The following is a 19611-nucleotide window of genomic DNA, read 5'->3' on the forward strand; positions in this document are numbered from 1 at the left end:
ACCGGTATTGCCCTAAGAAAAACAGAAATGAGGCACAGTCATGGCTAAGACTGTATCCGTCCTCGCCCCCATGACGGGCGAGGTTATTCCCATGAACGAGATTCCCGATCCGGTATTCGCCGGCGGAAAACTCGGCAAGGGATTCGGTGTTAACCCCACCGATAACACCGTGGTCTCCCCCGTATCGGGCAAGGTCACCATGGTGGCGAGCACCAAGCACGCCGTCGGCATCAAGTCCGAAAGCGGCCTGGAATTTCTGCTCCACCTCGGTGTAGACACCGTTGAGCTCGACGGCGCTCCTTTCGAGATGCTTCTCGAAAAGGGTCAGACCGTTGAAGCAGGCCAGCGCATTGCCAGCATGAACCTCGACGAGGTTCGTGCGGCAGGTAAGGGCATTACCGCGATTCTTGCTATCACCAATACCCCGAAGTTTGTGGAGGACATTGACGTCCACACCGGTTCGGCATCTGCAGGCGACGTTGCCGCAGAAGTAACGTTGAAGGTCAAGGACGCTCCCGCAGCTCAGAACACCGCCAATGGTGCAGACGCTACCGGCGCAGCAGCAACCGGTGCAGCGGCAGGATCAGTAGCAGCAGGTGCAGCATCTGGTACCGCAACACGCTCTGAAACCGGTGCACACGCCACCGAACCTATCGAACCCGGCGCCGCTGGCGGCACCGTCGACCCCGCAGTAGCAGAGCGCCCCGCAAACCTCACCGGTTACGATGCCCTCGCTTGGGACATCCTCAACAACATCGGTGGCAAGGAAAACGTCAAAAGTGTTATCCACTGCATCACCCGCGTACGTTTCTACCTCAAAGACAACGACAAGGCGAACGACGAGGCTGTCTCAAACCTCGACGGCGTCATCGACGTAGCTCGCGCAGGCGGCCAGTACCAGGTAGTCATCGGCCCCGCCGTTGAAGACGTATACGATGCCGTCGTCAAGCAGATTGGCGCAGGCAAGGCTGGCGGAGAAACCGAGTCTGCAACAGAACCGGCTGAACGCCCCTCGGGTGTGGGCGGATGGTTCAAGTGGGGCTTCTCCTCGCTTATCGGTGTAATCACCGGTTCCATGATGCCCGTGATCGGTCTTTTGGCTGCATCCGGTGTGCTCAAGGGTCTTTTGACGATTCTGACTCACTACGAACTCGTGAACCCAGAATCCCAAACCTTCACCATCATCAATGCCATGGGCGACGCCGTCTTCTACTTCCTACCCATCTTCGTGGGCTTCACCGCCGCGCGTCGTCTGGGAGCAGACCCAATTATCGTCTCCATCATCGGTGGCGTGTTGGCTTACCCCACTATTGCCGAGCTGGCGAAGGGCGAAGCGACAGGCTCACTGCTGGGTATCTCTACCAACGCAGAATTCTTCGGAATTCCTTTCCCCATGGCGTCCTACACCTACTCCATCTTCCCGATGATCGTAGCCGCCTGGTTGTGCTCCAAGATTGAGCCCGCGCTGAAGAAGTGGATCCCCGCTGTTCTACGTATGATCTTTGTTCCGCTCATTGAAGTTTTCGTGGTTTCCACCCTGATTCTTGTGGTTCTTGGACCCATCATCATGTGGATTTCCAACGGAATCGCAGGCGGCATTCAGTGGGTCTACGACCTCTCACCTGCAATTTCCGGTCTGGTTATCGGAGCCTTCTACCAGTGCCTGGTCATCTTCGGTCTGCACTGGGCAGTTATCCCAATTGTTGCTAACGACATCGCATCGCAGGGCCACTCCTACCTGAACGCCATCATCTCAGCAACCATGGTTGCTCAGGGTGCAGGCGCTCTGGCAGTATTCGCCAAGACCCGTAACGAGCAGATGAAGGGCCTTTCCGGTTCCGCTGCCATCGCTGGTTTCTGCGGCATTACCGAACCCGCCATGTACGGCATCAACCTCAAGTACGGTCGCGTTTTCGCGATGGCTTCTGTAGGTGCGGCTGTAGGCGGTTTCATTACCGGCCTGATGCACGTGAACATGTGGGGCTTCACCGGTTCACTCATTGGCTTCTTCAGCTTCGTGAACCCCGATGGTGGTTTCGATCAGTCCTGGACTGGTTTCTGGATTGCTTCCATCGCTACTGTGATTGTTTCCTTCACCCTGGTTTACTTCTTCGGATTCAAGGACGCTGATCTAGACAAGCAGCGCACCGTTGAGAAGAAGCGCCTGGGCAACCGCGAGCCTGTGGCGTAAGGTTTCCGGCCGGCGAATGACCGGCGTAGCGTGTTTTGACCATGTGTATCTGATCAAAACACGCTACGCCGGTCATTTCTGTTTCTGCCCGAACTTCAGGTACAAATCTCCTGTGGATAACTCCCGGCTAGGACAAACTAGACCGCATCTTTCCACAGATTTAAAGAAAACAACCCAATCTTCCAGTTGGCTCTGATAATCGAGATATGACTTCCTTATCTCACCTAGACTCCCTGTTACTGAGCCCCGAACGATTGCATGAAGCAGGGCTCACTGATTATAAAATCGCCCAATCTGTGCGAGAAGGAAAGCTACTACGGCTTCGTCGCGGAGTATATATCTGGGCTACTAATTTCCACGCTCTAAAGCCTTGGGAAAAATACCCGTTAGAGATTCTTGCCTTCAGCAAAGTATCACCACGAGCGATTTTCTCCCATCAATCCGCCGCTGCGCTTTATTCGCTAGGACTCATCGGAGTTCCAGATAAAATTCATGTGTATTCTCCGGCGTCATCTCGTGGAAATAGCCGAGGGGTACTCAAGCATGCACTACCCCTCGATTCCACGAGCGTTGTAACAGAACTGGGACTCCGCGCGACGTCGCTTACTACCACCGTGAGGGACTGCGCCGTCGTCGTCCCTTTTCGATTCGGAGTCGCGATTGCTGATTCTGCTCTCCATCTTTATCCCCTGGACCCCGAGAAACTGCGCGCAGACCTCTTCGGGTATTCAGGGCGGCATCAAACCCGTGTGCGACAAGTAGCTCAGTGCATGAGCTCCCTAGCCGAATCCCCCGGTGAGACTCTCACCCGCCTCATTCTGGACGAGCTTAATCTCGACTACGCAGAACAGGTTGAGATGAGAGTAGAAGGACAGCTTTATAGAGCTGATTTTCTCGTGAAAAATCCGCAATTTGTGGTGGAGTTTGATGGGAAGACAAAATACCTTGATTTTCAACCGACTAACCAGGTGTTACTCAACGAGAGATCCCGCGAACGAAAGTTACAGCGTATGGGCTACCCTGTTTTCCGTTTGGAATGGCAGGACGTCGTCTATCACCCCGAGGTAGTCAAACGACAGTTACAGAATTTCATGCTGGGGCTTGAACATTAAACGAGTGACCGTCTGAGCGTGTTTTGACCACGCATACCTGGTCAAAACACGCTCAGACGGTCACTCGCCAGCGAAGCCTCCTACGTAAGCTTCTGGTCCACCCAATCCTTGGCCGCGGTCGTCGGGTTAGCCTTTTCTTCCCCGGACACCCTGTCATTCAAAGCAATGAGATCTTCGGTTTTGAGCAGGGCAGACACCTCATTGAGCACATCCGCAGCAGCCACCGAAACCTGCTTGGCATTCACCACGGGAACAACCTGCTGAGCCAAGAAGTTATTCTTCGGATCCTCCAGCACCACAAAGTTATTCTTCACAATCGCAGGATCGGTAGAGAAAAGATCTGCCGTCTGCACCTGATCGTCGATGAGCGCCTGCACGGTCAGCGGGCCACCGCCGTCGTTAATCGGCGAGAATTTAGCCGGCTCAAAACCGTAATTCTTTTTCAGCCCCGGCAAACCGTAGGAACGCTCGGCGAACTCAGGAGGGCCGCCAAGAGTAATCTCAGAGCTATGCGCGGCGAGGTCTGCAATAGACTTCAGCCCAAACTTCTGCGCAACCTCAGAGGTAACAACCAGTGAGTCCTTATTCTCCGCAGGAGAAGGATCAAGCACCGAAAGCTGATCGGAAAGAGCAGAAGGAAGAGCTTTCATAATCTCTTCGGGAGTCTGCGCCTTGGTCTGCGCATCAAAGTAGAGTAGCAAGTTACCGCTGTAATCAGGCACAACGCCCACGGTACCTTCCTGCAGTGCCCCAATATACGCCTCACGTGCGCCAATGGCGGGGCGGGTTTCTGCCGCCAAACCTCGTTTGTTCAGCGCCGCCGCATAAATTTCCGCAATAATCTGAGACTCCGTAAAGTCTGCCGAACCAATGACGACGGTGCCGTCAGTTGAACCGGAGCCGAACGCCGTCTCGCCCGAGAGCCCGCACGCCGAAAGCGCAAGGGTTCCAGCACCAATACCTGCCAACCCCAAGAGGTGGCGACGATTTATATTCACAGTCATGGGTTTTCCTATCGGGTTCCAGGAGAAGTCAGGGCGCGCTGAATGAGCGCAAGAAGAGCATCGACGACGAGCGCCAGCACAGCTACTAGCACCACGGCGGCAACCATGCGGGGGTAGTCACGCACGGCCAGACCATCAATGAGATAACGGCCAAGACCGCCGAGGTTGATATAAGCCATGATGGTGACCGTAGCGATAACCTGCAGCGTAGCGTTACGAAGACCGCCAAAAATCAGAGGTGCGGCGAGAGGCAGTTCCACGCGAGTGAGAATTTGCCACTCGGTCATGCCTTGGGCGCGCGCGGCGTCCACGGTAATAGGATCGACAGCGGCGATACCCGAGTAAACACCCGCCAGGAGCGGGGAAATAGCGAGAATCACCAGGGCGATTACCGGAGCGATCAGTCCCAGCCCCATCCAGAGGGCAAAGAGGGTGAGCAAACCCAGGGTGGGCAGAGCACGCAGCGCGCCGGTTACACCGACCACAATGTTCTCGCCCTTTCCGGTATGCCCTACCCAGAGCCCAATGGGGATAGCAATCAAAGTGGCAAAGAAAAGAATCAGACCGGAGTAACCCAGGTGTTCTAACAAGCGCTGGAAGATACCGCCGGAGTCAGTCCACGCGCCGTCGGCAGTGAACCATGCCCATGTTTTGTCAAAGATGTTCATGCGGTCCTCCAGCGGGTGAGGAAAGAGCCCAGTAGAGCAAGAAGTCGGTCAAGTACCAGCGCCAGCAGCACTGTTGCCACGATGCCGGTGATAATTTCTGCAGGGAGGTCGCGGCGAAGGCCATCGGTAAATAGGGTACCTAGCGACTGGATACCAATCACCGCACCTACCGAGACCATCGAAATGTTAGACACCAGTGCCACTCGCAAACCCGCAATCATGACGGGGACGGCGAGCGGTAGCTCCACTGCCCAGAAGCGGCGGGTGGGGCGGTACCCCATGGCGGTTGCCGCCTCAAGAGTCACCGGAGAAACCGAGTCAAAAGCATCTACCGCCGAGCGCACCATCATAGCGATGACGTAGAGAGTCAGCGCCACGTAGACGTTGAGTAACGAGGTAATCGAGGTACCCAGCACCAACGGCATGAGCACAAAGAGCGCTAGCGAAGGGATGGTGTAGAGCAGCGCCGCCGAGTTAATAACCAGACCGCGGCGTAGCTTGCCTGCGCCGGTGGTGCGCTCGGTGGAACGACCGTCTCTACGGCGTCCCATAGCAAAACGGGCAATGGGAACCGCAATAATAGTGCCAATAATGACCGGGATGATTGACTGCAACAGGTGTAGCGCAGTCAACTCCCCCACATGTTGAAGATTAGATTGGAGCCAATTCACGCCGAGACTCCGTAACGGTTGAGGCGCTCTCGTTCGGTGGCTTCGAGAACGTCATCAGATTTCAACAACCCCAGAACCTGTCCTTGTTCATTGACAACCACGCCCCAGCCCGAGGGTGAAGAGAGAACCGAATCGAGGGCATCACGTAAGGTTCCGCCCTCTACGAAGAGCGAACCTCCGGGGATGACGCGGTCGTCAATGCGCCAACCCGCCGGGCGTCCGTCTTCAACGTTGAGTTGCCACTGCTGCCAGGGGGTTTGTTGGGCGTCCAGAGGGTGAATAGGAACGTCTGCGCCAGATGCAAAGGTCAGACGACGCATACCGCGGTCCCGCCCGACGAACGACGCCACGAAATCATCGGCAGGTTCACGCAGAATTTCTTCGGGTGTTCCGAACTGGGCGATACGGCCGCCACGAGCAAAAACAGCAACGTAATCCCCCAGCAGGATTGCTTCGTCCATATCGTGAGTCACGAAGATGATGGTGCGACCCAGCGTACTCTGCAAACGCAACAGCTCTTTCTGAAGATCGGCTCGCACCACGGGGTCAACGGCGGAGAAAGGCTCGTCCATGAGCAGAATCGACGACTCAGATGCCAGCGCACGCGCCACACCCACACGCTGCGCCTGACCGCCCGAAAGCTGGGAGGGGTAACGCTTAGCGAACGACTCATCAAGACCGACGGTATTCAGCAATTCCAATGCCTGGGATTTCGCCTGACGTGCAGAAACACCATTCAGGCGGGGGACCGTGGAGATGTTATCAACGATCGTGCGGTGCGGCATCAAACCCGCCTGCTGCAAAACATAACCCATAGAACGGCGAAGCTCATGGGCAGGACGCGCCGTGTTGTCTTCACCATTGACAAAAATAGTGCCACTGGTGTGCTCGACCATGCGGTTAATCATGCGCAAAGAAGTAGTTTTACCGCAGCCCGATGGACCCACGAAAACAGTAATTTTTCCCTCAGGAATACTCAAATTTAGGTTATCCACGACGGTATTATCACCGTACGTTTTGAAAACCGATTTAAACTCAATCGCGTTGTTGAGAACTGACACGGGGATCCTAACGTTCTGTTCAGTATTGCACTAAGAGTAAAGGGAGAATCTGAGAAGTAAAAGAAAGACGACTTATAAAGAAACAAACTTCATATGAAGTACATTCCCGAACGAGTTGATTGTCCCAGCTCAATCGCCTGGTCAACCGCCTGGGCAACTTTTCCGCTTCTGACCAGCTAGGTTACCGTTTCTAAATCTCCGACGAGCGCGCGGTCTTCTTCGAGTAGAGGTACCGCGTAGCGGCAGTGATCCCGCACCAGATGGTCTTGCCCTCTTTGAAAAGTTCATAGAATTTGTTTTCGTTCGCCCAAACTTCCAGCGTGTTGTTGACGGCAGACATCACCATGGGCGCTACCGGCTGAGTATTCATGACGGCGACGGGGCAGCCTGTTTGAGGTATGAGGGTCTGATCTTCGCGAATATTTTTAAGCGCATCTACAATCTGGTTATAAGCGTCCCAGTCTCGGGCAGCTTTGCCGATAGAGGCATAGATGACGAAGCCAAAGTGGCGTTCTGGGGTGCATTTTTACACCTCAGAACGCCACTTTTACCGTGCCTTAGAGCTCTACTTCACGGCGTCCTTGATGGTATTAACCACTCCGCGCGCCGCGGTGATTCCGGCGTTGATGTAGAACATTTCATCATCTACCTGAATTGCCTTCTTATCAGCGACGGGCGCCAGGGTTTCCCACAGTGCCTCACCTGTGAGAGTGGAGGCGTCACCGCCCTGCACGCCGTAGAAAAGCCAGTCGCCATTTGCCTGGTCCAGCTGTTCGGAGCTGATATCCTGCGAGGTCTTAGCGAACTGCTGAGTTTCGGGGCGAGCCAACCCAGCGTCTTCACAGATTGATCCCACGAAAGAGGAAATACCCCAGATACGAATGCGATCTGCGCTCTGGCGCAAGAAGGAGAAAGTAGTGGAATCTTCCACAGAATCCCCCAGCTCCTGAGCAGCTTTCTGATAGTCACCCATCGCCTGCTGAGCGCGGTCGGTATCGCCAATGGCAGCGGCTACTAGCTGAAAATCCTGCTTCCAGTTCACACCGGTTCCCTCGGTTACCACAATCGGGGCGATAGCAGAGAGGGACTCATAAATGGACTCATCATCTTGGGTGTTGTTGAGCAAAATGAGATCAGGTTGAAGATTTGCAATGGCCTCTGTATCGGGAGCGGTGCGCTTGCCTACGGTTTTGATGGCGTCCAGTTCTTTAACCTGATTGGAGTAGGCGTCACGAAGGTATTGGGGCACGACGTCGGCGTCTTTTGCTGTAGTTGCCGCCACAGGTACAACGCCAAGAGCCAGGACGTCATCTAGCTGACCAGTTGCGATAACCACAATTTTCTCTGGTTTTTTATCCAGCTTTGCTTCGCCCCGGAAGTGCTTGACGGTGCGGGGGAATTCTCCCGACGCCGCAGTAGTGCCCATGCCATCTGGAAGGGCAGAGGGGGCGGGAGCTGCCGGGGTATTCTCCGCGGTGGAAGAAGAATTGTTAGAGGAGGCAGAATCGGTGGAGGAACCGCACGCTGTCAAAGCTAGGGAGGCAACTCCACCTAGGAACGCTCCGCCTAGAGTGCGGCGGGACATTGAAGCTGAGGAAATCTTTTCGAACGAATGCATAAACATAGGTTAGCCTAGCCTAAGTATATAATTGTAGTTCGGTTTCATTTTTCTCAATTTTTCTTACCAGTGTGGAGGCAGTCCCATTCAACCATGAGTTCTTCACTTTCTGCCCCTCGCACCCGAATTATTCTCACGTTTCTTTTAGGAATAGCCTGCCTACTCCTTCTCACCGTAGTTTCTCTGGCAGTAGGCTCTCGCATGATGAGTTTGCCCCATGCCTGGCAAGGGTTTTGGGCGCACAATCATTCCTCGGACTCATTAGTTGTGTGGAAATTACGACTCCCACGTACACTCGCCGCCCTTCTCGTGGGCATGGCACTGGCAACAGCGGGCGTATTAATGCAGGCCCTCACCCGCAATCCACTGGCAGAACCAGGGCTCTTAGGCATCAACAGCGGGGCGTCACTGGCAGTAGTAACGGGAATCACCACGCTGGGAACCGCCGCTCCCCTTCACCAAATGTGGTTAGCATTAGCCGGTGCGATGGTGGCAACAACCATAGTTTTCCTCCTGGGCATACCACGCTCCTCCACACGGTTTAACCACATATCTCAGTTACTCCTTGCCGGCGTAGCCTTAAACGCGTGCTTGAGCGCGTTGACCGGCATTATCACTATGTTCAACTCCCAGGCGTTCGATTCTTACAGATTTTGGGTAGTAGGGGCATTCGAGGGTCGTCCTCTTGAAGTATCGCTAACCGCCCTGCCGTTCATGGGGGTAGGCATTCTGCTGGCGTTACTAGTTATCCGTCCGTTGGAAGCACTGGCTTTAGGTGACGACGCCGCCACCGCACTAGGAGCGCCGGTGACCTTAGTTCGAGTAGGTACGCTGGCAGCTATCGCTCTTCTATGCGGGTCGGCAACCGCAGTAGCTGGACCTATATCCTTTATTGGCCTAATGATCCCTCATTTTTTGCGACTTTTAGTAGGAATTCGCCTCTCAGCAATTTTGCCGCTTTCACTGGTTTTTGGACCGCTACTTATGCTGACCGCCGATATCATCGGCCGAGTAATTGCCATTCCTTCGGAAATTGAAGCGGGGATTGTGACCGCATTTATTGGAGCGCCTTTGCTGCTCACTTTGATTATGCGGTTCAATTCCGCCCCTGCACGCCCAAGAAGAAAAGCTCAAAACATCACGCAGACTGGTGGAGAAATCGTATGAGCACGCAATCAGCACTCCTCCCCCGTATGCATCGACGCCGCGCAGTGACCGCCATAGTAATCGGGTTGCTCATCGCCATGCTCGCGCTGACCATCACCGTAGGAACTTTCGAGATTTCGCCACAGGGCGTCTGGCAAGTTCTTACCGGCGGCGGAAATGAAATGGATCGCTACATTGTACTCAACCAACGGCTACCTCGAGTGGTGGCAGCTCTGGCGGTGGGAGCCTCCCTCGGTCTAGCAGGGTCTATATTCCAATCGGTCTCCCGAAACCCTCTTGGTTCACCCGATATCATCGGCTTCACCACCGGTTCAGCCACCGGGGCGCTGGTGGTTTTACTCTTACTCTCCCATGTCAGCGATGCCGCCCCAGGGGCAAACTCTGTACTGGGGGTAGGGGCAGGAGCAATCATGGGAGGATTTTTCACCGCCGCTTTAGTGCTTCTTTTTGCAGGAAAATCAGGTCAAAAATCTATGGGTCAATCACTGATTCTGATTGGTATCGCAATGGGTGCCATGCTCTCAGCTATCAACGATTTCCTGTTGACGCGAGCCGACCTTGATCAAGCAGAATCTGCAAAAACATGGCTGTTTGGCTCTCTTAACGCAATGACGTGGAATGCTTCGCACGCCGCGCTCCTTGGGGTTATTATCGCGATTCCGCTGGTTCTGAGCTTCTCACGCGTAGTACGAGTGCTAGAACTGGGAGATGATTTAGCGGCAGGTTTGGGGCTACCCGTGCGTGCCGCCACCTATTGGCTCATAGGCGGCGCCGTCGTCCTTACGTCCCTCTCTATCGTGATTGCTGGGCCGATTGGGTTTTTGGCATTAATGGCACCTCAATTAGCCCATCGACTCTGGAAAACTCCCGGTGCGGCTCTGTGGCAGTCTGCGCTCATGGGCGCACTTATGTTAGTTATTGCAGATTTCATAGCCGCACGTGCGCTAGCTCCCTTCCAAATTCCCGTAGGGCTCGTCACGGGCGCAATAGGCGGGCTCTACATGCTTTGGTTTATAGTGCGCAACCGCTAACAGCGCCTGTTCGCTCATCAAAAAACACCTAGACATTCTGCGTTACTAAGTGGTCTGATAGTTCCATGAGCACATATGCATTAACAAACGCAAGCACTGGAAAAGTAGAAGAAGAATTTGACTCCATTAAAAGCGAGCAGATTCCAGAAATCATTGAAAACGCCCATGCGGCGTACCTCAAGTGGAGTTCAGCCAGCATGGCAGAGCGCGCCGAGGTTCTTCATAAGTTCGCCGATATTGTCGATCAGAACACCGATGAACTAGCGGACATCATCGGTCGCGAGATGGGTAAGCCTCTCAAGCAGGGCAAAGCAGAGGTCACCAAGGTTGCCAAGACTGCTCGCTGGTTTGCTGATAACGCGCCTGCATTCCTCGAAGACACCGTGCTACCCGCAGAAGGTGCTGAGAAGACCTACGTTAAGCACGATCCGCTGGGTGTGCTCTTCGGCATCATGCCCTGGAACTTCCCCTACAACCAAATCGCCCGTTTTGCACTGCCTAACCTGATGGTGGGTAACGCTATTTTGATGAAGCAGGCGGCAATTTGTCCCGTCTCATCCCAGCGATTCCAGACCATGCTCGAAGAAGCTGGTCTACCCGTTGGCGCTTACCAGAACCTCTACCTCGATACCTCAGACGCCGAGAAAATCATTGAAGACTTCCGCGTCAAGGGTGTTTCGCTCACTGGTTCTGAAGCAGCCGGTGCATCTGTTGCCGGTCACGCTGCAAAGAATCTCAAGCGTTCGGTGCTCGAACTCGGTGGCAATGACCCCTTCGTAGTTTTGGACACCTCAGATGTGAAAGCTCTTGCCAAGAAGGCTGTTACCTACCGCATCACCAACGCCGGTCAGGTCTGCACATCCCCCAAGCGCATGATTGTGCTAGAGGATCTCTACGACGATTTCGTTGCCGGCGCCAAGGAAGCACTGGAAAACGTGAAGGTTGGTCCTTACGACGGCGAAGATACCGACATGGGTCCGCTCTCTTCAGAGGGCGCGCGCGATGAAGCCGTAGAGCGCGTCGCTCAGGCAGTCAAGGACGGCGCAACCCTGCATTTCGGCGGCGAAAAGCTCGACCGCGACGGCTGGTTCATGTCACCCGCGCTGCTCACCGACGTCGACCTCAACTCAGACATGGGTTGCAACGAACTCTTCGGACCCGTCGTCATGGTTTTCAAGGCGAAGGACGAAGAGGACGCGCTGCGTATCGCTAACCACAGCGAATACGGCCTGATGTCTTCGGTATGGTCTGAGGACTTAGAGAAGGCTCAGAAGTTCGGTGCGCGCATCAACGCCGGCATGGTGCTGATTAACGCTCACATGGAGTCCGACCCCGCGTTCCCCTTCGGCGGTATCAACAAGTCTGGCTACGGCCGCGAAAATGCCCAGTGGGCGCTACGCGAGTTCACCAATGAGCGTATGGTGCGCGTGCACGAGCAGGAGCTATAAGGCTTTAGCGACTGCTAGTCGCGAGTTTCCGCGCTAATTTTTCCTCCGCCGTCCTGGGCTATAGCTCAGGACGGCGGATTTTTTTAGGGGGTGAGTAGCGGAGCTAGTCAAAAATAGTTAGAAAAGCGATAAAGGAGGAAACCTTTCGCTACATCAAAGCATCTTCGGGCTTATGGCTGTTAGCCTCAGCAATAATTTCCATCTGTTCAAGAACTCGACGGCGTGCCTCATCCTGCCCTTCGGGCGGATAACCATACCGACGCAGAAGACGCTTTACGATTGTTCTCAATTTTGCTCGTTTATCAGGTTGTAAACGCCAGTCTTTATGCGACCCTTGAACCGCTTTTGCAATACCGCGAGCAATGTCAGCGAGCGCGTCTGTAGAGTATTCCAATTCAGCTCGATCGCAGGCTTCGAGTGTGTCGTAGAAAACCATTTCATCGGAATCGAGCCCCAGCGCCTCTTTGCGCTTTCCTTCTTCTTTGAGTTCTTTTCCGAGCTCGATAATCTGTTCCATGATTTCGGTGAAGGTCAGTTGAGCGTTGTTGTACTTTGCCATAAGTTCTTGGAGTTTTTCTCCATAGTAGGCTTGACGTACTTGATTGGTTTTCACCTGATCTCGCATCTGTTTTTGAAGCGCCCGGCGGAGAGCTTCGACAGCGAGGGGCTCGCTACTGGTATTTGCCATCTGCTGAGCAAAATCTAGGTTGAGTTCATTGAGATCAGGGTTGGGAATTCCTGCTAATTCATAGAGATCTTTGATTTCTCCAGTTTCGATTAACCCTTCGGTATAGTTCTCTAACAGTCGTTTTATATCCTCAGGTACAGGCAATCCGCGACTGATACGGTCTTCCGCTGCCATTTTTGCAGCAGTTACTCGAACTTCTTCGAAAAATTGGACGTATTTCTTCTTCTGTTTGAGTTCATCGACTTTGTCTACGTTTTTGGTGTTAGCTACAAAGTTAAAGAGCCGTGTAAGTTGAGCGCTTCTTTCGATGAATTTACTGTAAATACTTTTTTCGGTTTGTGCAGTAGGGCGACGTCCGTGTTTTTGCTCTTGATTAATCTCAAGAGGAACCTCAGGGGTCTCTCTGTGAGTGAGGAGGAAAGCAATCACCTTTTGAAGGGACCTCATTCGATCACGAGCCGTAGGTAAAGTGGAGCCTTGCCCTATAAGTCCCTTTTTCCAGCCTTCAGCGGGTTGGAGCAAATGTTCAATTTCGGTAATGAGGTCGAGAGCATTCTCTGCTGCGATTTGCATATCCGCTACGTTAGGTGCGCCTGTTGAAGTGTCGCTGGCGTAGATGCTGAGTGCATCACGAAGGTTTTCAATAATGGGAGCATAACCGACGAGAAGTGCCTCTTCCTTCTCTCGGAATGTACGGTTGACGCGCGCTAAAGCTTGCATTAGTAGCGCGCCCTTAAGCGAACGGTCGAGATAAAGCGTGTGAAGCGCTGGTGCATCGAATCCCGTGAGCAACATGGACTGCACGATGATTAGTTCTAGCGAATCGTCAGGATCCTTCAGACGGTTTTGTAGAATTTTTGATTCTCGGTTGTTTCGCACAAACCGGGCAATGTTTTCAGGATCTGAAGCCGCTCCGGTGTAGAGCACCTGAATTTTTCCGTCGTGAATGGAGACCCCAGCCCACTCTGGTCTCAACGCTATTATTTGGTCGTAGAGGTCAGCACAAACTTGTCGGGTTGCACAAACAATCATTGCTTTACCGGGTGAACCAATCAGAGGCTTCATGGCGCCACACCGGTTTTCCCAGTGATCTACGAGGTCATGGGACAGTTGCTTGAGTCGATTAGGTGAGCCGTACATGGTGGTCATTTTGAGTACGGCTTGTTCAGTTTTTTTGCGCTCTGCCTCGTCTAGGTTTTCAGTGAGCCGTTCAGCGGTGGCGTTAATGCTTTCTAGGTTTTCACCGTCGGGCAGGTCGATAGGAATATAGCGGGATTCGTATTTGACTGGCACTGTTGCGCCGTCTTTTACTGCTCGGGCAAGGTCGTAGACGTCGATATAGTCACCGAATACCGCCCGGGTGCTGCCTGTAGCGAGCGATTCAATAGGAGTACCGGTAAAGGCGATGAAGCTGGCGTTGGGCAAAGCATCGCGCAGATGTTTGGCGTATCCATCGATATTGTCATAGTGGGATCGGTGCGCCTCGTCCACCATGATGATGATGTTGGAGCGGTCTGAAAGCATCTGGTGATCGATGCCCGCTTCTTTTTCTTCAATTGTTTTTCCAAACTTTTGGAGGGTGGTGAAGTAAATTCCGCCCTGTTGTCTACCTCTGAGTTCGCTCCGTAATTCGGCAATGCTGCCAATTTCATGGGGTGTTTCGGGAAGAAATTCTTGGGTGGAGGCGAAGGTGTTGAACAGTTGATCGTCAAGATCTGTGCGGTCAGTAATGACGATAGTTGTTGGGTTGCCTAACGATGGATGACGCATCACGATGTTGTCGTAGAAAACCATTTCTAGAGATTTGCCAGACCCCTGGGTATGCCAGACCACACCAATTTGCTGGTTTCCCGTGACAGCACGCATGGTTTCTGTGATGGCGTTACTTACCGCAAAGTATTGGTGAGGCTTTGCAATGATCTTTAACATCTGTGTCCCCCCAGCTGTGCTAGGGACATTGGTAAAGACTATGTAGTTGTTGAGTATGTCCAAGAATCGCTCTTGGTTAGCAATACCAAAAAGTAGCGTGTCTTGGGCCCAAAATGTTTCCCCGGTGTCTTCCTCAGAGTTTTCTCCTAGGAGGTCGACAGGTTTCCCGTCTTCATCCACATTCCATACCGACATGTGGGTGTAGGGAGTGAAGGGCGTTCCGTAACGAGCTGTTACACCGTCGCTGATAATGGTGAGGACGTTGAATCGAAAAGCTAGGGGGAACTCTTTGAGGTAGAGGGATATCTGGTTATGTGCACCTCGTAGATCAGCGTTTTGATCGCCTGATCGTTTGAGTTCGATAATTCCAACGGGCAACCCGTTGCAGTACAGTACAACGTCTAGACGGCGGTTTTTATCGAGGGTTTTGAGGGTGACTTGTTGTACTGCCAGCCAAGTATTTTCGTCTGGGTTTTTGCTGATGATGCGGATGGTGGGGTTATATTCTGTGCCGTCCGATCGCTTGATAGTGAGCCCATTGTATCCACGAGTGATGTATTTGTGGGCATCGAAATTTTCGGCGATTGGGTCTTCAGTTTGAGCGGAGAGAAGATCTTGGCTAACTCTTCTTACCTGTTCGGCGCTCAGTTCCGGGTTAAGGCGAGCGATAGATTCGCGGAGGAGACCGGGGATTTCGAGGGAGTCGTTCTTTTCTCGTAGATGACGATATGTTTCTCGCCCTTCGATGACGGTTTCGCCGACAGCATTGGGGGCAATCTGAGTTCCATGGAGAGGGAGCCAGCTGAGTTCGCCTAGGATTTCGAGTGCGAAGCCTTCCCACTCTGATTCGCTGAGATATGCCATGGTGGGATTCCTTTCTCAGGGGATAAAATGCGGGTTCTTGGTCTCTAGCTTAGGTAGCGTTTATTTGATTGGTTAGAGAGCCCACTGGTACAGGGGTGTATCAGTTCTATTTCTGGCGTGGCGATTGTCATCTGAAGTTCTACTCGTGCCCCCAAATTTTATTGCTTGAGCAGAGGTAAGCAATCCAAACTACTAACTAATTTGGAAGCGAAGACCTTCGCTCAACTACTTCAAATGTTACCGCCAAGGAAACATTTGAAGCTCTCTATACAGGTAGTGCTCTGCCCTTTAGAATCAAAAGAGTTCTCGTTTTATGTCAAAGGAGGTGTGTATGAGCACGTTAGTACCTGTTAAACCAGCTGTGATTTCTTGGGCCTTAGATCAAGCGGCTGTTGAGCCTGCTGATTTGAAGCAGAGCGAAAAGGTGGAAAAGTGGCTTGACGGCTCTGCGCAACCGACTTTCAATCAGCTACAGGATTTTGCTCGTGCCATACATCTACCCTTTGGGTATCTAATGATGAGCGAGCCGCCCCTTCTTGAAAAACCTATACCTGACTTTCGGAGGCGGGGCGAGGGTTCTGCCCAGTATTCCCAGGAGCTAACAGAAGCTATAAATCTTCAGCAGCTTCGCCAAGATTGGTTCCGAGAGTATGCAATCGATCAAGGCTTTGACCCCGTAAGTTGGGTGGAGAGCGCCACACTGAAAGAGGATCCCACTAGGGTAGCAGCGAGGTTACGAGAAGAGTGGAATTTTTTTACGCTGAGAACCGCCCAGCAGTATGAAGATTCCCGGCGAGAGATTTTCAATTTTGTCGAAGATTTAGATGTTCTCATTAGCGTTGCTGGATATATAGGTTCCAATCGACGCGGATTTGATATAGAAGAATTTAGTGGTTTCTCGCTTTTTGATCATTACGCCCCGCTTATTTTTGTGAATGGTAAGGAAAGCCATGCTGCTCAAATTTTTACTATTTTCCATGAGTTGGGTCATCTAGTTCTAGGGCAATCCGGGGTTTCTGAGTCACCTGCTGGGGAAGCTTATTCTCGTCCCGAGGACACTTCTGAGCGATGGTGTGATGAGTTCGCAGCTTCTTTCTTAATGCCCGAGCCAGAGGTGCGTAAAGCATTTTCGGGAGATTTGTCCGAGAGCAATATACTCCGCTTGGCGCGCCGGTTTAGGGTGAGTGCTTTGAGCTTGCTCAATAGGCTTCGGGATTTGAAGTTGATTACTTTTGAACAGTGGAACGCTACCTATCCTGATTTTGAAGAGCGTGCGCTAAAAATTCTGCAAAAGAAGGCTGAACAGAAATCGTCGGGTGGAGATTTCTATCGAACTCAGCGATTTGTTACCGGTGTGCGTTTTGCTCAAGCTGTTTATAGGGACGCTCGGAGTGGTAGAACTTCTTATCCTGAGGCTCAAAAACTGGTGGGTTTAAAGAAGACTGCAACTTTTGAGAAATTTGCTCAAGAAGTAGGGGCATAACTATGTATGTGGTGGATACTAACATTCTGGTTGAGGCGCAACGGCGCTACTACGGGTTTAGTATCGTGCCCAGTTTTTGGATCTTTCTGGAAGATCAGTTTGTGCGCGGAAATTTGGTGAGTATCCGTCCTGTTTTGGCTGAACTCCGCGAGGGTGAAGATGAGCTTTCCGCCTGGGCTAATGAGCATAAACAGTTTTTTAGCCCGGTCGATGATGCGAAAACATTGATCAAATTAATGGAGATTGCTGACTGGGCAAATCAGCAAAATTTTACTCAAGCGGCTATCTCGGAATTTTTGGATGAGGCGGACTATTATCTCGTGGCTTATGCGGCGGCTCATCAGCTGACAGTTCTGACTCACGAGCACTACAGCCCAGATGTGAGAAAGCGTGTTTTGATTCCTAATGTATGCAGAGCATTCGGAGTGGATTACAGAGATACGTTCGAGATGATGCACCAGCTAGGTGCCCGTATTTAGGTTCCTCCGCATATCTAGTGGCAAGAATAAGGAGAGGGGTCTCATCGATAAGATGAGGCCCCTCTCTTGAGATGCAATTAGGCTGTTTTTACAAGATTATTTATGAAATCTTGAACTTGCTGAAAAACATTGAGCACCCATTCGGTTCCCGTACCGGTCGCCAGGAACCATAGAGCAAGGGATGCTACCGAAGCGAGGAGATAATCCCACCATTTGCTCTCTATGAAGTTGTTATTGAGATTCTGAAGAATCTTAAACTTAAAAACTCTTCCGTTACTAGATGCAGGGATGAGCATTGAGCCAAGGACTCTTAAGATGGCAGCTATGAAGAGGGCTGTCATAATTCCAAGAACTAAAAGTCCAATGTATAATCCTATTTTCTCGGCAGGAGTTGTATCTCTAAAGAACGCACTGATTCTGTTGAAAATAGCTGTCAACCATCCATCGGTAGGTTGAACGGCGCGCTCAGTTACTTGAGAAAGATGACCGAGAGAGTATTGAGAATTTGGGTTCTGAACAGCAAAGATGGAAGCTGAAAATGCCACGCTAGTGATTGCTAAAGTAACCCACGCCATAACAGCTTTGCCGGTTGCAGCGGAGCTGTAGTAAGCACGTTGGAAGAGAAAGAATCCAGTGCTTAGCGCCAACAAAATTCCGCCACTCCACAGTGGAATCCCCACAAGTAGTCCGAGGTACTTAGCTCCGGTCAGAATGACGCCGATGAGAGCGATTGCCCCGGCGAACACTAAAGGGGTTTCGGTATCTCCTGCGGTCGCTGGGTTTTGCTGATTTCCAAAATTGTTATTGATAGTGGTGTTGTAGCTATCTTGGGTGTTGTCTTGATGAACGGTGCTACCGTTTCCAACGTTGCCCACGTAGTTACCCGAGTTATTTACTGTTGTTTCGGGCGCTCCTGCCTTATGTTTGCGAATTCCCGTTGCTACTGCGATAGTGCCAAGAAGCCCCGCTACTCCAGCTGCGATGAAGTTGGCAAGTACGTTATCAAAGAGGCTAGACAGCCAGTTTGTGAGCTGTGGTTCCAATTTGTCTCCTTTATCTAGTAATTGAACCGGTGCATTTAGCGTACAAAAAGGAGTCAAAAATAAATATTGTTGATGTTGATACGCCCCCGTACCAGTCAATTGTTAGGTAATAAAAGGAGCGAATTTCATACTGAGTACATCTACTAACTACTTTTGGAGGTGCCTATCTTGGCAACGGAAAAACTTGTTGATGGATTGAATGCGTTCGGTTACGCATATGGTTTTGGAGAGGAGAAGATTCCTGCAAACCTTGAAATTAAAGGTGAGGAGGTAGAACTTACCTTGTTGCAGATGAATAAGCGCGATGATTTCTTCTCTGATACTAGAGATGAAATTCCTGCCACTGTAATGTTTCGAAGCACCGAGGTTACTGTAAACCTTTCACAGCTGAGAGAACGCCGAAGCAAAATGCAGTTGTTTACTGGCTTGCAGACAAAGACTTATAGATGTGGGCGAGCGGTCCACACCGTTGCAGATATAGACCATAAGCATATTCATGGAATGAGATCTGAAATCGAGGGGTTCGACAGATGGGCTAACCAGTTTGCGATTTCTCAGCAGGTTGAACTTGATAGTGAGACAAACGGATTCAAAGCTTACACTATGAAAGCTCAGCTGAGGGATGCTATTTCTCTTGGATCTCGCCTGAATGTAGAAGTAGGCTCTGGTTTCACTATTCCTAGCTCAGCACGTTATAGCACGACATACAGCCTTCATAATATTGCGACTCTTGAAACTCGAACTGATGAGCTTTGTTCCTGGGAGGAACACCGTCAAGTACATCGTATGATTCAAGATTTGCTGTGTCTTGCTTATGGTTATCCCTGTTCCTTAGAACTGAAGAAAGTGCTCAGAGATGATAATCAGCCAAAGCTTTCCGCGGAGATTAAAAGTTCGGGAAAGCGTGTGTGGAATGAGTCCAAGGAGGAAGATTTCGGTAGACAAAGGTGGTTCGAACCTTACAAGGACTTCAGCAAGACCCAGCCTCTCTTCTCTCTAGAAGATACAGATGCTGATAAGTTGTCGGTGTGGATTGACGAATTTGAGAAGTGGTCGCGCCCGACCTGGATTGCAGTAGAGAGTATGAGGCTTATTCAAAAGTAGGAACACACCCACACCCCACCAACTAGACAACGGCCCCACCAGCGGCAAAA

Annotated in this window: 15 protein-coding genes and 1 pseudogene; 8 read left to right on the forward strand and 8 right to left on the reverse strand. The window is 51.8% G+C overall.

Going from position 1 to position 19611, the window contains the following annotated elements; genetic code table 11:
• The first annotated feature begins 40 nt into the window (after positions 1–40).
• Entirely contained in the window at positions 41–2191 is a 2151-nt protein-coding gene (locus ACFR81_RS06570; protein ID WP_343876039.1) for a PTS sugar transporter subunit IIABC, read from the forward strand.
• Positions 2192–2397: 206 nt separating this feature from the next.
• Positions 2398–3303: a type IV toxin-antitoxin system AbiEi family antitoxin domain-containing protein gene (locus ACFR81_RS06575; RefSeq protein WP_343876037.1), complete on the forward strand. Its 906-nt coding sequence runs from the start codon at positions 2398–2400 to the stop codon at positions 3301–3303.
• A gap of 80 nt (positions 3304–3383) precedes the next feature.
• Here ACFR81_RS06575 and ACFR81_RS06580 read toward each other — a convergent pair whose 3' ends face one another.
• From ACFR81_RS06580 to ACFR81_RS06605, 6 genes are all read right to left on the reverse strand, one after another.
• Positions 3384–4307 carry an ABC transporter substrate-binding protein gene (locus ACFR81_RS06580; protein WP_343876035.1) on the reverse strand — a complete coding sequence of 308 codons (924 nt, stop codon included), beginning with the start codon at positions 4305–4307 and terminating at the stop codon, positions 3384–3386.
• Between the two features lie 8 nt (positions 4308–4315).
• A complete protein-coding gene (locus tag ACFR81_RS06585; protein ID WP_343876033.1) occupies positions 4316–4975 on the reverse strand; it encodes an ABC transporter permease in 660 nt (219 codons plus the stop codon).
• Complete coding sequence (locus tag ACFR81_RS06590; RefSeq protein WP_068170822.1) at positions 4972–5646, reverse strand: ABC transporter permease; 675 nt, start codon at positions 5644–5646, stop codon at positions 4972–4974. The genes ACFR81_RS06585 and ACFR81_RS06590 overlap by 4 nt, the downstream gene beginning before the upstream one ends.
• The gene (locus ACFR81_RS06595; RefSeq protein ID WP_343876030.1) at positions 5643–6707 is read right to left on the reverse strand and encodes an ABC transporter ATP-binding protein; all 1065 of its coding nucleotides are present in this window, start codon (positions 6705–6707) and stop codon (positions 5643–5645) included. The genes ACFR81_RS06590 and ACFR81_RS06595 overlap by 4 nt, the downstream gene beginning before the upstream one ends.
• Positions 6708–6897: 190 nt before the next feature.
• On the reverse strand, positions 6898–7200 hold the full coding sequence (locus ACFR81_RS06600) for a hypothetical protein (RefSeq protein ID WP_343876091.1): 303 nt from the start codon (positions 7198–7200) through the stop codon (positions 6898–6900).
• A gap of 72 nt (positions 7201–7272) precedes the next feature.
• Positions 7273–8325, reverse strand: coding sequence for an iron-siderophore ABC transporter substrate-binding protein (locus tag ACFR81_RS06605; RefSeq protein WP_343876028.1), 1053 nt, complete (start codon positions 8323–8325; stop codon positions 7273–7275).
• A gap of 93 nt (positions 8326–8418) precedes the next feature.
• On the opposite strand from ACFR81_RS06605, the gene ACFR81_RS06610 reads away from it, so the two are divergent.
• The 3 genes and pseudogenes from ACFR81_RS06610 to ACFR81_RS06620 form a co-directional block, all read left to right on the forward strand.
• Positions 8419–9492 (forward strand): FecCD family ABC transporter permease, encoded by a 1074-nt coding sequence (locus ACFR81_RS06610; RefSeq protein ID WP_083147233.1) that lies wholly within the window; start codon positions 8419–8421, stop codon positions 9490–9492.
• Complete coding sequence (locus tag ACFR81_RS06615; RefSeq protein WP_151145834.1) at positions 9489–10523, forward strand: FecCD family ABC transporter permease; 1035 nt, start codon at positions 9489–9491, stop codon at positions 10521–10523. Before ACFR81_RS06610 ends, ACFR81_RS06615 begins: the two co-directional genes overlap by 4 nt.
• A gap of 62 nt (positions 10524–10585) precedes the next feature.
• A pseudogene (locus ACFR81_RS06620) lies at positions 10586–11971 on the forward strand (NAD-dependent succinate-semialdehyde dehydrogenase); the annotation flags it as partial.
• A 148-nt stretch (positions 11972–12119) separates the two neighbouring features.
• Here the strand turns inward: ACFR81_RS06620 and ACFR81_RS06625 are convergent.
• The gene (locus ACFR81_RS06625) at positions 12120–15452 is read right to left on the reverse strand and encodes a type I restriction endonuclease subunit R (RefSeq protein WP_343876021.1); all 3333 of its coding nucleotides are present in this window, start codon (positions 15450–15452) and stop codon (positions 12120–12122) included.
• 331 nt (positions 15453–15783) lie between these two features.
• Between ACFR81_RS06625 and ACFR81_RS06630 the strand changes: the two genes are divergently transcribed.
• Together ACFR81_RS06630 and ACFR81_RS06635 are read left to right on the forward strand one after the other, a co-directional pair.
• Complete coding sequence (locus ACFR81_RS06630; RefSeq protein WP_343876019.1) at positions 15784–16935, forward strand: ImmA/IrrE family metallo-endopeptidase; 1152 nt, start codon at positions 15784–15786, stop codon at positions 16933–16935.
• Positions 16936–16937: 2 nt separating this feature from the next.
• The gene (locus ACFR81_RS06635) at positions 16938–17414 is read left to right on the forward strand and encodes a DUF4411 family protein (protein ID WP_343876017.1); all 477 of its coding nucleotides are present in this window, start codon (positions 16938–16940) and stop codon (positions 17412–17414) included.
• 77 nt (positions 17415–17491) lie between these two features.
• Here the strand turns inward: ACFR81_RS06635 and ACFR81_RS06640 are convergent, their stop codons facing one another.
• Positions 17492–18457 carry a hypothetical protein gene (locus ACFR81_RS06640; protein WP_343876015.1) on the reverse strand — a complete coding sequence of 322 codons (966 nt, stop codon included), beginning with the start codon at positions 18455–18457 and terminating at the stop codon, positions 17492–17494.
• A 168-nt stretch (positions 18458–18625) separates the two neighbouring features.
• Between ACFR81_RS06640 and ACFR81_RS06645 the strand changes: the two genes are divergently transcribed.
• Positions 18626–19561 (forward strand): ApeA N-terminal domain 1-containing protein, encoded by a 936-nt coding sequence (locus ACFR81_RS06645; protein WP_343876013.1) that lies wholly within the window; start codon positions 18626–18628, stop codon positions 19559–19561.
• Positions 19562–19611 lie beyond the last annotated feature (50 nt).

Source organism: Rothia amarae, assembly GCF_042677725.1.
GTDB classification, from domain to species: Bacteria; Actinomycetota; Actinomycetes; order Actinomycetales; family Micrococcaceae; genus Rothia; species Rothia amarae.

Excerpts from the sequence above, each read along its gene's own strand:
- ACFR81_RS06615 (WP_151145834.1), top strand. The coding sequence starts at position 9,489 with ATGAGCACGCAATCAGCACTCCTCCCCCGTATGCATCGACGCCGCGCA.
- ACFR81_RS06575 (WP_343876037.1), top strand. The coding sequence starts at position 2,398 with ATGACTTCCTTATCTCACCTAGACTCCCTGTTACTGAGCCCCGAACGA.
- ACFR81_RS06635 (WP_343876017.1), top strand. The coding sequence starts at position 16,938 with ATGTATGTGGTGGATACTAACATTCTGGTTGAGGCGCAACGGCGCTAC.
- ACFR81_RS06580 (WP_343876035.1), bottom strand. The coding sequence starts at position 4,307 with ATGACTGTGAATATAAATCGTCGCCACCTCTTGGGGTTGGCAGGTATT.
- ACFR81_RS06625 (WP_343876021.1), bottom strand. The coding sequence starts at position 15,452 with ATGGCATATCTCAGCGAATCAGAGTGGGAAGGCTTCGCACTCGAAATC.
- ACFR81_RS06605 (WP_343876028.1), bottom strand. The coding sequence starts at position 8,325 with ATGCATTCGTTCGAAAAGATTTCCTCAGCTTCAATGTCCCGCCGCACT.
- ACFR81_RS06630 (WP_343876019.1), top strand. The coding sequence starts at position 15,784 with ATGAGCACGTTAGTACCTGTTAAACCAGCTGTGATTTCTTGGGCCTTA.
- ACFR81_RS06585 (WP_343876033.1), bottom strand. The coding sequence starts at position 4,975 with ATGAACATCTTTGACAAAACATGGGCATGGTTCACTGCCGACGGCGCG.
- ACFR81_RS06570 (WP_343876039.1), top strand. The coding sequence starts at position 41 with ATGGCTAAGACTGTATCCGTCCTCGCCCCCATGACGGGCGAGGTTATT.
- ACFR81_RS06610 (WP_083147233.1), top strand. The coding sequence starts at position 8,419 with ATGAGTTCTTCACTTTCTGCCCCTCGCACCCGAATTATTCTCACGTTT.